The sequence below is a fragment of the Clostridium neonatale genome, assembly GCF_900465025.1.
Taxonomy (GTDB): Bacteria; Bacillota; Clostridia; order Clostridiales; family Clostridiaceae; genus Clostridium; species Clostridium neonatale.
Genome location: NZ_UICR01000001.1, coordinates 342,561 through 358,674, shown reverse-complemented (window position 1 = coordinate 358,674; position 16,114 = coordinate 342,561). Strand labels below are relative to the sequence as shown.

10 protein-coding genes are annotated in these 16,114 nt (G+C 26.5%); all 10 read right to left on the bottom strand.

Going from position 1 to position 16,114, the window contains the following annotated elements; genetic code table 11:
• Positions 1 to 59: 59 nt before the first annotated feature.
• The 10 genes from CNEONATNEC86_RS01685 to CNEONATNEC86_RS01640 all read right to left on the bottom strand — a co-directional run bounded on the left by CNEONATNEC86_RS01685 (position 60) and on the right by CNEONATNEC86_RS01640 (position 16,113).
• Complete coding sequence (locus CNEONATNEC86_RS01685) at positions 60 to 1,958, bottom strand: endonuclease MutS2 (protein WP_159135433.1); 1,899 nt, start codon at positions 1,956 to 1,958, stop codon at positions 60 to 62.
• Between the two features lie 445 nt (positions 1,959 to 2,403).
• Positions 2,404 to 4,662 (bottom strand): glycogen/starch/alpha-glucan phosphorylase, encoded by a 2,259-nt coding sequence (locus tag CNEONATNEC86_RS01680; RefSeq protein ID WP_125149648.1) that lies wholly within the window; start codon positions 4,660 to 4,662, stop codon positions 2,404 to 2,406.
• Positions 4,663 to 4,890: 228 nt separating this feature from the next.
• Positions 4,891 to 5,496, bottom strand: coding sequence for an RDD family protein (locus CNEONATNEC86_RS01675; protein WP_125149647.1), 606 nt, complete (start codon positions 5,494 to 5,496; stop codon positions 4,891 to 4,893).
• Positions 5,480 to 6,484 (bottom strand): signal peptide peptidase SppA, encoded by a 1,005-nt coding sequence (sppA, locus tag CNEONATNEC86_RS01670; protein WP_058293474.1) that lies wholly within the window; start codon positions 6,482 to 6,484, stop codon positions 5,480 to 5,482. Before sppA ends, CNEONATNEC86_RS01675 begins: the two co-directional genes overlap by 17 nt.
• A 276-nt stretch (positions 6,485 to 6,760) precedes the next feature.
• Complete coding sequence (locus CNEONATNEC86_RS01665; RefSeq protein WP_159135432.1) at positions 6,761 to 9,190, bottom strand: heavy metal translocating P-type ATPase; 2,430 nt, start codon at positions 9,188 to 9,190, stop codon at positions 6,761 to 6,763.
• 25 nt (positions 9,191 to 9,215) lie between these two features.
• Positions 9,216 to 9,578: an ArsR/SmtB family transcription factor gene (locus CNEONATNEC86_RS01660; RefSeq protein WP_172437848.1), complete on the bottom strand. Its 363-nt coding sequence runs from the start codon at positions 9,576 to 9,578 to the stop codon at positions 9,216 to 9,218.
• Between the two features lie 517 nt (positions 9,579 to 10,095).
• On the bottom strand, positions 10,096 to 11,742 hold the full coding sequence (locus CNEONATNEC86_RS01655) for an AAA family ATPase (protein WP_159135431.1): 1,647 nt from the start codon (positions 11,740 to 11,742) through the stop codon (positions 10,096 to 10,098).
• Positions 11,743 to 11,826: 84 nt separating this feature from the next.
• Complete coding sequence (locus CNEONATNEC86_RS01650) at positions 11,827 to 12,702, bottom strand: DNA adenine methylase (protein ID WP_338145588.1); 876 nt, start codon at positions 12,700 to 12,702, stop codon at positions 11,827 to 11,829.
• 97 nt (positions 12,703 to 12,799) lie between these two features.
• The gene (locus CNEONATNEC86_RS01645; RefSeq protein ID WP_159135430.1) at positions 12,800 to 14,191 is read right to left on the bottom strand and encodes a DNA double-strand break repair nuclease NurA; all 1,392 of its coding nucleotides are present in this window, start codon (positions 14,189 to 14,191) and stop codon (positions 12,800 to 12,802) included.
• A complete protein-coding gene (locus CNEONATNEC86_RS01640) occupies positions 14,188 to 16,113 on the bottom strand; it encodes an ATP-binding protein (protein ID WP_159135429.1) in 1,926 nt (641 codons plus the stop codon). The genes CNEONATNEC86_RS01645 and CNEONATNEC86_RS01640 overlap by 4 nt, the downstream gene beginning before the upstream one ends.
• Between the last annotated feature and the right edge of the window lies 1 nt (position 16,114).

The window sequence follows — 16,114 nt, the reverse complement described above, 5'->3', positions numbered from 1 at the left end:
AAAATTTCCATCTTTATCAAATCATTAATATTAAGATCTTATAAATAAAGTTATAAAAACTAGCTTTTATTTTTCATAGCTTCTTTTCTTATCTTCTTAAGAGCTTTTTTAGATCCTCGTTCTATATCTCTTTCCAGTTTCCTTTCCTTAAAACTCATAAATAATTGATTTAAATCATATCCTTCCGGATATAATTCTTCAGCTTTTATTTCCAATTTAATCCTCTTGTAATTAACTTCTATAAACTCTTTATTCAATAAAACGACAATGTTATTAAATTGATCTATCCCTTTATAAACTATTGCACTTATATTTTTGTCTAGTAATAAAACTTTATCTCCAACACTGTATTCATATTGTTTTTCATCCTCAGCCTCATCTATCTTTTTCTTATTAATTTTAGTGCTATCTATAGATGAGTAATTATAATTTTTCTTTTCTATATATTCCTTACTTCTTTGAATTATATTTTCGTTAATTCCCATTTTTCTTGATATATATAAAGCATTACTATTTCCACTTTTTCCAATAGAAAGCTTATAAAGGGGTTCTAATGTATCCTTCTTAAATTCCATTGCAGCATTCTCAAAATCAGGATGATTCTGCGAGAAATTTTTTATCTCTCCATAGTGAGTGGTTGCAACTGTTATACATCCCTTGTGATAAAATTCTTCTAAAATAGCAATAGCAAGTGCTGCCCCTTCATTTGGCTCTGTTCCGCTGCCTATTTCATCAAATAATAATAGTGTACTTTTGTTGCTTTCTTTTAATATTTCAGAAATATTCTTTATATGGGATGAAAATGTGCTTAAAGAATTTTCAATACTTTGATTATCTCCTATATCAACGAATATCTTATCAAATATAGATAACTCACTATTATGGGAAGCTCCTATATGAAATCCACTTTGGACTGCAAGAGTTAAAAGTCCTATTGTCTTTAATACAACAGTTTTTCCACCAGCATTTGGACCAGTTATAACTAAAGTTCTAAAATCTTCTCCAATTTTAAAATCCAATGGAACAGGATTTTTTATTAATGGATATTTAGCATCCTTTATATTTATATAGCCATAATTATTTATTGCTGGTGCTATACCATTTATTTCTTTGCTATATTTAGCCTTTGCCAGAATCATATCATACTCAGCTATTACTTCTATATTGACTTTAAGCTCCTTGCTTCTTTCATATATCATTTCACTGATAGTTGATAATATTTTATATTCTTCTATACTTTCGTCTGCTTTTAAACTATTTAATTCTGTAGTATATTTTCCTATTACAGACGGTTCAATAAAAATTGTATTTCCCTTAGAAGATGTTTCAACTATAGTTCCTTGTACATGATTTTTATATGAAGATTTTATGGGAACAGTATATCTTCCATTCCTTTGACTTATAAAATTCTCTTGAAGATATTCTTTATTGTTTGGATTTTTAATAAACTTTTCTAATTTATCTTTAATCCTTTCTTCACAAATACTAATTTGTTTTCTTATTCTCTTCAATTCTTTGCTTGCATTTGAATCAACTATACTTCCACTTATACATAAATTTATTTCTTCTTCAATATAATTTAATTCTGTTATATTCTCACCATACAAGCTTAAAGTCTTTGCATATCCTTCCTTGTCTTTAATAAATAATTTTATTTTTCTACATCCTCTTAAAAAATCATTTATAGTTGTTAATTCCGAAGGTTCAAGAACACCGCCTTTTTCTAATTTATCTAATAGTGTGCTTATATCAAAAATTCCTTCAAGAGGTATATTATAGCCTGCATCTATAAGTCTTCTGCCTTCTGATGTTTCATCTAACATCCTTTGTATCTGTTTTATATTATTACTTGGAGTAAGTTTATCTATTAACTTCTTTCCAAGTCCACTTTTGCAATAAGATTTAACTATTTCTTTTAATTCATTATAATGTAATTTTTCTAAACTTTTATTATTCATTTTTTCTCCGACTTTCTCTATAGTATTCAAGTCTACGAAAATCCATATAGATTTCATATTTTTAAAAACTTATCCACAAAATTATATTTAAGTTTCATACTTTTCCACAAATTGTGTTATAAGCACAAAAAAACTGTGGATACTTCCACAGTTTAAAAACTTCATAATTATTAAAGGATAGTAATATCCTTAGAAGTAAATTTCGTAAACTCGTAGTATCATAAATTATAGTTAATTAATTCAACAACAAATAAAGGTAGAAAAATACCTATTTTGAATTAATTATTAAGTTACTATAAATTGATACTAGACACTCACAAAACAACATCCTTTTCTTTGAAATCTATATAATTAGATAATATTATACTCCGATGCTACTGTCAATAATAAAATAAAATGAACTAAATAGAATTTAACCTATTTAGTTCATCTTCATTATTTCATCTTATAGATGCCAAATATCTTCATTATATTGTGCAATTGTTCTATCTGAAGAGAAGAATCCAGCCTTACTAATATTTATTAATACTTTCTTATTCCAAGTTTCTCTATCTTCATAATCTTTAAACGCAATATCTTTAACTCTAATATAGTCTTCAACATCAAGTAATGTCATAAACCAGTCTTTATTTATTAATTCTTGATGAAGTCTTGTTAAGTTTTCTTTATCTCCAACTTTAATCATTTCATCGCTTACTATAAAATCTACTAATTTCTTAATTTCAGGTTTTTCATAGAATTTTTTAGAAACATAATCAGCTTTCTTATAGTGTTCTATTACTGATTCTGGAGATTCACCAAAGATATATATATTTTCATCTCCAACTAATTGATGTATTTCAACATTTGCTCCATCTTCTGTTCCAAGTGTTAATGCACCATTTAACATAAACTTCATATTACCAGTACCTGATGCTTCTTTAGATGCAAGTGAAATTTGTTCTGATATATCACAAGCTGGTATTAATTTAGATGCCTTAGTTACATTATAGTTTTCAACCATAACTACATTTAAGTACTTATTAACTTCAGAATCATTATTAATTATCTCTTGTAAGCAAAGTATTGTATGAATAATATCTTGTGCAATTATATAAGCCGGTGCAGCCTTTGCTCCAAATATCATTGTGATTGGAGTAGTTGGTACCTTACCACTCTTTATCTCTAAATATTTATTTATGATGTATAAGACATTCATTTGTTGTCTCTTGTACTCATGAAGTCTCTTAATTTGGATATCAAATATAGAGTTTTCATTTATTTCTAAACCTTGAGTTTTATTTAAATAATTCTTTAGTTCAATTTTATTATGTTTTTTAATTTCACCAAGTTTATTTAATACATCTTTATTATCCACAAACTTAGCTAATTCTTCTAATTTATCTGCATCTTTTTTGTATCCATCACCAATAAGTTCAGTAATATAGTCAGCTAATTCATTATTACAATGTAATAACCATCTTCTGAATGTTATACCATTAGTCTTATTATTGAATTTTTCTGGATATATATCATAGAATGGTTTTAATTCTTCTTCTTTTAATATATCTGTATGAAGAGCAGCAACACCATTTACGCTGTATCCATAGTGAATATCCATATGAGCCATATGAACTCTTCTTTCATTATCTATAATATATACTTTTTCATCATTATATTTAGCTTTAACTTTATTATCTAATTCTCTTATTATTGGCATTAATTGTGGAACTGCTTTTTCTAAATAATCTATTGGCCATTTTTCTAAAGCTTCTGCTAATATTGTATGGTTAGTATAAGCACAAGTTTTAGTAACTATTTCAATAGCTTCATCCATTCCAATTCCTTTTTCACCTAATAATCTTATTAATTCAGGAATAACCATTGATGGATGTGTATCATTGATTTGTACTGCTACGTGTTCATGTAATTTATGAAGATCATATCCATTTTCTTCTGCCTCAAATAAAATTAATTGAGCAGCATTACTTACCATGAAGTATTGTTGATAAACTCTTAGTATTCTTCCAGCATCATCACTATCATCTGGATATAAGAATAACGTTAAGTTCTTTTCAATATCAGTCTTATCAAAATCAATTCCTTCTGTAACCAAAGATTCATCTACTGTATCAATATCAAATAATCTTAATTTGTTACAAGGCTTGTCATATCCTGTTACATCAATATCATAAAGAGTTGATTTAACTTTGAATCCACCAAATGGAACTTCAAATTTAATATCTGTTTTATTTAACCAGCTTTCATCTGTAAGCCATGGATTTTTAACTGCTTTTTGTTTATTATCTACAAATTTTTGTTCAAATAGTCCAAAATGATAATTAAGGCCTACCCCATCTCCATTTAAACCTAATGTTGCAATGGAATCTAAGAAACATGCTGCAAGTCTTCCTAATCCACCATTTCCTAGAGAAGGTTCTAATTCCATTTCTTCAACTTCAGTTAAGTCCTTACCATTTTCAGCTAATACTTTTTTCACTTCATCATAAAGACCTAAGTTAATTAGATTATTAGATAATAATTTACCTATTAGGAATTCTGCTGAAATGTAATATAATTTCTTTTTTCCTTTATTTGTTCCCTTTGCTTTTTCAGTTGATTTTGTTAATTGTAATAATGCTGAATAAATTTCTTCGTTAGTAGCTTCTTTAATAGTTTTTGAAAATTTCTTTTCTAAGATTTCATTCAAATTCTTTTCTACCATATTCATATCTCCTATTCATATAATTTTATATTTAGGTTATTATATTCTTTAATGAAAACGCTTGCGTTGATTTATATTTATTTTATCAAGTTTTTCAAACCCACTTTTGTACATTTCTCTTTTTTTTTGTACATTTATTATATAACTTTTTTATTTTCTTGTATAATCAATAAAAATTTATGAAACAAAAAAACATCCAAATCATATATGATTTGAATGTTTTTGAATTTATTCTTCATTTTCTTTTTGTTTTTCTTGACTAGGCTTCCATTCATCATTGTTATCTGAATTCAGTAGTTCTTCTGATGCTAGTTCTGGTTTTATTTCTGTTTGTTGAACTTCTAAATTTCCACATACATTATTTATATTTAATTCATTATCAAAATTATATATAACAAAAGTATCACATAGTATATCATGCAACCCACGCTTTTTTGAATCAACAGCAATCATTATATACCCTATAAAGATTATTAACCCACTTAAATATCTACCAATACTTTCACGATAAATCACATCGACTAAAGATAGTTTTTCTCTATTTTGTTTTATAACCTTAATTTTTAAAGCCTTTTTTCCTAAAGTGGCTCCATAAAAATAAGTCATTAAAACAAAATATACTAATGATAGCAAATACAATATTATATCAACTGCTGAAAATTTAAATAATATTGGTTTACCAATAAATATATCTGGATTTATTATAGATATAAAAAAGTAGGGTATCTTTATTACTAATAAAGCTAGACCAACAAGTATGCAGTCAATGATATATGCTGCTAATCTTACAAAAAAGCCAGCATATAATGTATTCTCATTATTCTGGTTTAGCATAGTACATCAATCCTCCATTACCCTGTTTTTCCAAATATTCAGATATTACTTGTGCATCTGACTTAGATTTTAAATCTCCAACTTTTGAGAAAAGTGATGCAAAAATATTTTCTTGTTGTTCTGGAGTATATATTGTTATATCTTCACCTATAGCATCCATCATAGCCTTTTTCATATTTTCATAAGTATCGATATTATCAATTAAACCTAGATTTAAAGCTTGCTTTGCAGTGTAAATTCTTCCATCAGCAATAGGCTTAACTGTATTTATATCCATGTTTCTTCCTTCTGCCACAATACTAGTAAATTGTTCATAAGACTCATCAACCATACCTTGAAGTATTTTGCGTTGTTCATCTGTCATCTCCAACCCACTTGATCCAATAGCCTTATTAGGACCACTTGTTATATCTATTTCTTGAATTCCAAGCTTATCATATAATCCCTTAACATTAGTCAATGACATTATGACACCAATAGATCCTGTCCACGTATTCCTATTGGCATATATTTTATCAGATGCCATAGATATATAATATCCACCTGAGCAAGCTCGTGATCCCATGTAAGTCCATATAGGTCGTCCTGTTTCTTCTTTATATTCTTTTAATTTAAGATAAAGTTCATCACTTTCGTAAACTCCACCACCCGGGCTATTTACATATAAAATAATTCCTTTATTATTTGGCGCATCAATCATAGAATCAATATAATTTAATGTACGTTCATGATTATATGAAGCAGGAGTTGAAAATAATCCTTGTGATTCTGATGTATTCATTATAGTTCCTTCTACATCTACTACCCCAACAAAATCTTCTGATGGCAAAGACACATCATTAGTAGTAAGCATAGATTCTATTGATTCCTTAGCTTCATTTTTACTAGCAATGCTATTAGCTAATGTATTTGTAAATACACTTATTGCTCCAACAAAGGCAAACACTGCACCTGCCACAACTAGTCCTATTATTTGTTTTTTATTCATTAATAAATTTCCCTCCATTAAATCCATCTACTATTCCTATACTAATAAGTATACTAAATATAATATTATAATTATATATTATTAATCTTAAATACTTCTTAAAATCTAATTTTATTATCATTATTTAATGAAATTTAAAAAGCTTATAACTGTAACTGAACTATAATCCATATATAATTTTATAGTATACTCATTATTATAAATGCGTACATTCTAATCTTTAACTTACTAAAAAGTGTAGCCATAATATTATGGCTACACTTAAAATCAATAAATTTACATATTTTCCACTTTCATAGCTCTCATAGCATTTAAAACTGCAAGAAGCGCTACTCCAACATCTCCAAATACTGCTTCCCACATAGTCCCCATTCCAATTGCTACAAGTCCTAATATTATAATCTTTACACCTAAAGCAAAAACTATATTTTGCATTACTATACTTCTTGTTTTCTTTGCTATTTTTATAGCAGAGGCAATTTTTGAAGGCTCATCTGTCATTATAACTACATCAGCAGCTTCAATTGCAGCATCTGAACCAACACCGCCCATTGCTATTCCTATATCTGCTCTAGCTAAAACTGGAGCATCATTAATTCCATCTCCTACAAATACAATCTTGCCTTTAGGTGATTTTTCTTTAAATAATAATTCTAATTTTTCAACTTTTTGATCTGGTAATAATTCAGCACAAACTTCATCTAATCTTAATTCCTTAGCAATTTTACTTCCAACTTTTTCATTATCACCTGTAAGCATTACTGTTTTCTTAACACCTATAGCTTTTAAATCCTTTATTGCCTTTGCTGAATCTTCTTTTAATTCATCTGAAATAACTATATAACCTGCATATTTTTTATCTATTGCAACATGAACTAAAGTACCTATTGTTTCCACTTGTTTATAAGGTATATTTTCTCTATTCATTAATTTATAGTTACCAGCAAGCACCTCTTTACCATCAATAATAACCTTAACACCATGACCTGATATTTCTTCATAATTCTCAATTTTATATTTATCTATTTCTTTACCATAAGCCTTTAATATTGAAGCTCCTATTGGATGATTAGAGTAATTTTCTGCATAAGCTGCATAAGCTATAAGTTCATCTTTTGAAATATTATTTTCTGAATTTATTTCTGTTACTTTAAATATACCTTTTGTAAGTGTTCCAGTTTTATCGAACACAACCATCTCAACATCATTTAATGCTTCAAGATAATTACCACCTTTAACAAGTATTCCATTCTTTGATGCTCCTCCTATTCCTCCAAAGAATCCAAGAGGTATAGATACAACTAAAGCACATGGACATGATACAACTAAAAATGATAATGCTCTGTAAACCCAATCTGAAAATGTTGCACCTTCTATGAAAAGTGGTGGAATTATAGCTAATGCTAATGCTGCAAAAACAACAGTTGGTGTATAATATCTAGCAAATTTTGTTATAAAATTCTCTGTTGGAGCTTTTTTGCTGCTTGCATTTTGGACTAAGTCTAATATTTTTGAAACAGTAGAATCTCCAAATTCTTTTTCAACTTCTATAGTTAAAAGTCCATTTTTATTAATAACTCCACTTAAAATACTATCTCCTCTTCCTACTTCTCTAGGAACACTTTCACCAGTTAATGCAGCAGTATCTACCATGGAACTTCCCTCAATCACCTTACCATCTAATGGTACCTTTTCACCTGGCTTTACTACTATAATATCTCCAATGCTGACTTCTTCTGGATCTACTTTTTTAATGTCACCATTTATCTTTAAGTTAGCAAAGTCTGGTCTGATATCCATAAGAGCTGAAATAGATTTTCTAGAACGATTAACAGCCATATCTTGAAACATCTCTCCTACTTGATAGAAAAGCATAACTGCTACACCTTCTGGATATTCACCTATAGCAAAAGCACCAATAGTTGCTATACCCATTAAGAAGTTTTCATCAAACACTTGACCTCTGCGTATATTTCGTAAAGCACCTAAAACTACCTCTCCACCTACAAGGACATAACTTATTAAATACAATACTAATTCTATTGAATTAGAAAATTTCATTACAGTTGCTATTCCAAAAATCAAAGCACCTATAATTAATCTAATAATCTCTTCTTTATTATTTTCCTCTTCAACTTCTTCATTTTTACTTTTTGATTGACTATCTTTACTATCAATAACAACTACATTGACATCTGGTTCAATCCTTTTAACTATATCCTTAACCTCATCAATAATATCACTTTGTTTTGAAGAATCTTCTATCTCCATGATTAGTTTTGTTGATATAAAGTCTACTATGGCAGATTTTACTCCATCTATATTATTTGACTCTCTTTCAATTTTTGCTGCACAGTTACCGCAGCATAATCCTTCAAGTAAAATCTCTTTTTTTAATATCTTATCATTAATCTTTTCCCTAACCTTTACCTTACTCTCAATATTAGTAACAACATTAGTCACAGATTTTATCAAATCTTCTACTTTATTAACTTCTTTTATTTCTAATGTTAAAGTTTTTGTCATAAAATTTACATTAGCATAATGAATTCCATCTAATCCATTTACCTTTTCTTCTATTTTAGATGCACAGTGTGCACATCCAAGGCCTTCTAAAATAAATTCTTTTTTTACTGGTGTCTGGTCATTTTTATTTCTCAATTTAGCATTAATAGGACTATTTACTGTTTTTATATTACTTGCCATAATTCTTTCACCCCCAAATTTAATACTAATTTCTTTCTGATATATGAATCAGACCTTGATCAAAAATACTTTTAACATGTTCATCATCTAGTGAGTAGTAAACTACTTTACCTTCTTTTTTATATTTTACTAATCTCGCTTGTTTTAAAACTCTTAATTGATGTGAAATAGCTGATTGAGTCATTCCCAAAAGAGCTGCTATATCACAAACACACATTTCTGCTTCAAATAGTGCACATAATATTTTTATTCTTGTTGAATCTCCAAGAACTTTAAATAAATCAGCTAAATCATAAAGAGTTTCTTCCTCTGGTATAGATTTCTTAACTTTACTTACTATATCTTCATGGATTATAGTACAATTACAAACTTCTATATTATCATTCATATCTATCACTCTTTTCATTTGAATATATGAATATTTATTCATATATTTATTATATGCATTATAATTATATTTTGTCAATAATAACCGAATTTTATTTTCAAGTTTTCAAATAAAAATTATACTTATAATACTTGTTATGTTTTATAACATATATAACAATGATGAGTCTTATATTTTATTAGCTATAATTAATACACAGCTTTAAATTCATTTTTGATTCACTTCCTTTAACTATATAAAAAATAAGACATAGAGTATCAGATATATTCTGTACTACTCTATGTCTTATATATTTATACATACTTATTTTTAATGTAGGTTTTGAATAAAGTTTGATTGAAATCTACTTCTAAAGGCTCGATTTTGCGTAAAATTGAAATCTATAATTTTAAATAAAGTTTAATCAAAATTATATACTTTCAATAATTAGCTTGTATTCATTTTTATAATAAAGTTTGATTAAAAGTCTTATAAATTATTACCTTATATATAACTAACAAAGTGCTTATAGATTATGCTATTTCATAATAATATAATCTAATTCTAAATTATCAGCTATTAAATTATATGCAGTGATAAAATCAGTTACAAATTCTTCTGCCAAACTAACATTTTGGCTATACCAAAATTCAAATAAAAGCTCAGTTCCATTCAAAATCTCTTCCACATATTTAAACCATCTTTTATATTCAATGGCTTGATATTCATTTTCTGTCCAATCTCTAAAACATACATCATATTTTAAAATTATATCATTTAAAGTTTTCTCAAATTTTGAATACATCTCATAATTTTTTAATAATTTAAATAATCCCATTTCAACATCAACTGGCAAAAATATAATATTATCAGTTGAACTATTTATATATTTTAATGCTTCTCTAGCATCTTTTTTCTCTTTCACATCAAAATCTAAAACTATAATACTATTTAAAAATTCAGGTATCTTTTTTTTATGTAATTGAACATAATTACTCCAGCCTAAATCAACATCTATAATGTTAATATAGTTTTTGCAATCGGTGTTTAAAACTTTTCTGAGTAAAAATAATAATAAGCTTTTAGCTCTACTATCCTCTAAATATACATTTATACTTTGCTTTATAGTTGAAGGTTGTAAATTAATATCATTGATTATTTCGTTTAATGAACTAGCACTTTCTATATTTTTCCCTTTTATCACCCTTGTACCATCTCCTATATAATTAGGTTCTAAATATATTATGGTACTATTATATGATAAATCTTGTTCACTAATACCTTTAGGCTTATTTTTCATTTCATCCCTTTGACACTTATTAACTTGTTTTAATATCATAGGAGAATGAGTTGTGAATATGATTTGTATACTATATTTTTGCGATACATTCAGCAAAAAATCAACTAGTTTTTTCTGTGAATATCCATATAATGTAGAATCAATTTCATCAAGTAACAATATGCCACCTTTGTATTCTTTATAACATTCTTTTAGCCTTTTAAAAGATAAAACAGCTAAAATAATTCTTCCAACATTACTTTCTCCCGCTGAATTCGTATATATATCATGTGTATTATCATTTACTCCAACAAAAACTTTTGAGTCTATAGTTTTTTCCATATATACAGAAGAGTTAGTAGTATTATGTATTGATAAAATTTCCCTATAATATTTTAAAAATAATTCATTTTCTTCATCTGTCAGAACCATTCTAGACTTATTAGTTGCTTTACTTTCACCTATTGGAAATAATCTACTTAAACTTAAGTAATATACTGGAAGTTGTATATACCCTGATCCCTTTGCTTTACTTTTAGCATTCCAAAATCTAATTTCATTTGGATTCCTTTTAGTTGGTCTTGAAATGCTTGTCATTGTAATTTCATTATTAGGATAATATCCCTTATTATATAATTTTAATGTCCATATATGCTCTCCAACTTTATCATTTTTTGATATTTTAAACTTTTCTTTAAATTGCGACTTAAAATTATACCCATCAATAGTTTTAGCTCCGTACATAGAATTTGTTCTGGAAATAGTAAACGGCTGTCCTATTATTCCCAGTAGTGTTGTTTTTAAAGTTGCATTTCTACCTGCTATTGCAGTTATATTTTTTCCAAGCTTAAATTTCATTTTTTCTATTGCTCTAAATTTTTCAATCTCAATACTTTGAATAATCACTATTACATCCCCAATCTATATTCATATTAATATATTCAAAATACCTATTAACATATATAAACTATTTATTATCCATCTAAAATCTCACCTTAAATTTAATTTAATTTTCTTTTTAACCAAATATTCATTACTTGGACAATAAGTTTTATCCTTAAATATAATAATTTCAGAGCCTTTTCTATTATTAGCAACGCTATAATTAATATCAAATCTTTTTATATAATAATTTTTATACAAATCTACAATCTCAGGGAAATCATCATAAGTAACAATCCAATGACTATTAACATTTTTAGAGATTGATTCTGATATTTTTGCATGATCTTTAGGATTAAAAAAATTCTTATATAATTCTTTTCCTTTATTAAAATATGGTGGATCAAAATAAACAAACGCTTCATCTCCATATTGAGGAAGTATCTGCTCAATAAATTTTCTCACTTCTTTATTGTATATCTTTATCTGATTCTTTCTTGCAGCAATTAATTCTATTTTTTTTATAAGAATATCTTTATTATATCTTGCATCAATCAAATAATTTCCTTCTTGATTATATCCACCTATTGGCCCAGCTTTTAAAATTCCTGATCTATTTGTCCTATTTAGATAGAACGTTGCAAATCCTAATTCTACTGAATATTTATCATTTTTATTACTATATATCTCTTTTTGCTTTTTCCATTCTTCAACTGAAATTGGAGTATTTTTTATAAGCCCCAATAATTTATTAGTATCATTAATAACTGCCTTCCAAAAAGAATAAATTGCCTTATCATAATCATTTATTATTATTTGTTGAACTTTATTATTAAATAATAAAGCCAAAGCCACTCCTGCTCCACCAGCAAAAGGCTCAATGTATGTGCAATTTTCAAATCCAATATTATCAATTACCACTTCAATAAATGGAGCTATTTTACTTTTTCCACCAGGATATCTTAATGGAGAAAAATTCATCATACATACCGCCTTTCTATAGATTAACTTTCACCGAAAATTCTTGTATTATACTTAATTTAATTATATATGGTTATTCTAAAAGGAACAATGCATAAATTTATTGTATATTTTCTTTTAAAAATTTCTCCAAAATATCCGTTCCAGGATTTAAACTAATTGCTGCATATTTATGAGATAATGCAATTGGCAGTATAGCATCATCATATATATCTATACTTATTTGATTAATTAAATTAAATATTATGTCTTTGTTTTTATAGTTCTCAGATTTAAAGATGAACCTTCCAAAATCACCTTTCTTACTCTCTATTGGATATAACATAGAAATAACAAATTTTTTTGCCGAATCCGAATAAAATAAATAATCTTGCCCAAACAAAACTTCTTGTCCAAAAAACTTATTATTTACTGGTGATTTTTGTACATATTTAAACCTATAATAATCATCTACTAATAAATAGCTATTTTTCTTTATATTATTTTCTTTTTCATTAAGCTTTTTTTCTAATAATATAAAATGATCTTTTAGTTTTCCAGTCTTTAATATTCCAAAATATATAATTTCATTACTTATTTGTTTAGATACATAATGTAAATATTTTAATATACTTTTATGCATCTTAGCTGGCTCACCATAAATAGCTAGTGGACCATCTATTATGAATGCTGTTTTTCTTATTAATTCATACGACTTATATTTTAATAATGAATCTATTAAATTTATAGCTAGCATATGTTCTGTTATTTGAGCAAATCTTGTTAAAATTGTGTTATGTCCAAATTCTAAATCAACGCACTCATGTAACCTTAAATAATCAGTTATATATTTTTTTTCCCCGCAAAATGGACATATACAATATCCATCTTGTAATTCATTTATACTTATTTCAAAATTATCATTCTCATTATTATTTGATTTGCAATTTTCATTAGAACACCTAATTCTAATACTACTTAAATTACTTTTTAGCACATTAATAAATGATTCCATAAGAGTTATCTCTCCAAATGGACTATTTGTAAGATAGAAATTATATATTTCCTTTCTAATACAATCTATAATATTCATATCCTCATTATCTTTTGGTACTATATTAAAAGTTGGACATATAAATGTTAAAATTTTCGAATTATATATATCATTAAATTTTTCTGGATTAACAAATCCACCATCATAAATTTCAGATTTCTTATTTAAATCAATAATATTAGAACTAAAATTTACAATTCCAATTTTGGCCGATGGAACTTCATCATTTACTGGTAACTCTGTAAACGAGCTATCAACTGTAAATATAAATTTTATAATATTATTATCAATGATATTATTATATTCGAATCTTGAATTTACATCTGAAATTAATTCTCTATTTCCTTCGTCTATATCATATGCAATTCTATATTCATTTATTTTTTCTTTAAGAATATAATTATTGATTATATTCTCATGAGAAAATTTATTAGCTCTCTCCTTATTAAATGGCATCATTCTTCACTGCTTTCATATAATTTAATTTGTACAGGTAATACAAAATGTTGTGATAAAGTTTTAATTCTAGAAAATCCAACATCCTTACTTGTTAATAAAGAATTTTTAAAATCTGCAAAATCATAAAATTTCGATAATGTTCTTAGCTCATCTTCGTTATTAAGATGTGTCACAAACCAATTCTCTGTGTTAGATAATATATTTTTATTTATAGATGATGGTTCTTGTGTAGAATATACTAGCCCTATCTTATACTTTGCTCCTTCTTTAGCTATCCTTGGCCAAACTTCTTTCAAATCCATATCTCTTCCTATTAAGTTATGTGCTTCCTCTATATAAAATATTACAAAATTAGGTGTTTCTCCATTTATATACATACTCATATTACTTTTAAATATCTTTTTAGCAATACTTTCACTTATTAAATTTCTCATGTTTTCATCACCTATTGATAAATCTAGTATTATAGTATGTCCATCTTTAACTAAATTCAATATTTTATAAATATAGTTTTCTGCTTCATCACAATGATATGCTCCTGGTTGTACTTTTTTTATATGACCAAATCCTAAAAATTGACCTCCGTTTGAATTTTTTTTAACTGCTATATTAACTAAATTTTCGAATTCATCTTTATATACTTTTGATCCACTACTAGTTTTTAAAGAATCCCTTTTTTCATGAATTTTATTTAAAATATCTCCTAATTCCTCATATGTTATTTCCTTATCTATAAATTTATTCATATCTAATTGTTCCATTATTATTTTACTAAATGGATTTTTGAATTTTTCTAATTTACTTTGTCCTAAAACCTTATATAAAATATATTTATATGTTGCAATTATCCATTTTGACCTAGTTATTAATGACCTATCTGTTGGATCAATATTTTGATACATATATGCACTAATATCCATATTCAAAAATGTTTGAATATCTGTTGATGTAGACGTATTATTATCCTTTAAAAGATTTATAATAAATTCATGTGCTAATTCTATATTCTTGAAGAAATCAAATTGTAATGTTTGAATATTTGTACTATTTACATTTCTTAATTTTGTATTTAACGAGAATATATGTGCACTTTTTAAGTCACTTGCTATTGATCCTTTATCATCAATATTCATATTAGCATATTCACCATTTATATCATAAATAATCTGAGCTATCTTCATATTATTAGCTCTTGCTGTTTCATCAATAGCTTTGACTAAAGTTTTCACAGTATTTGACTTTCCAGTTCTAGTCATTCCAAACATAGCAGTTCTTCGAGCAATAAAGTCATTTGGATCTATATAAACTTTTGCTTTTTTATCCTTATTTTGTAATCTATTGCTTGATGTAAATCTTATTTCTCCGATTTCCTTAGGCGTAGTCACAATCTTTTGTCTTGTATTTTTTTGTTCTTTATAATTAACAATTTTCTCCAAACTACTGCATGATGGCTTGTATACTCTCAAAATTTGTGTTCCATAATAATTTTCTATATCCGATCCAAACTTAAGTTCACCATTTTCATCTTTAAAAAATGTTCCTAAAACTCTACATTCCAATCCTGAATATTGCATTTCATTTTGTGAAAATTCATCATACACCAGTTTTGTATCTGTTTGTATATTCTTAAATTTATCTATCTTAGCCTCTAACCACACATCACTATTAGGCAATTCATATTCCGATGTCACACGCAATAGTATAATTTCTTCGTCAATTTCCTTAGTTAAGCTTAAATTTTCTGAATTAATGGCTGTTGCAATTAAAAAACTATTATGTTGAATACCTTTAGATTGCTTTTTGTAATAATCATTAGTTAATATTGTCATAGTTGAATAGTTTAAATTTATTGAATATCCAATTTTTTGAGCATCTTTTAATAATGTAAACAAATTATCTTCTTTTAACATATCATTAATCATA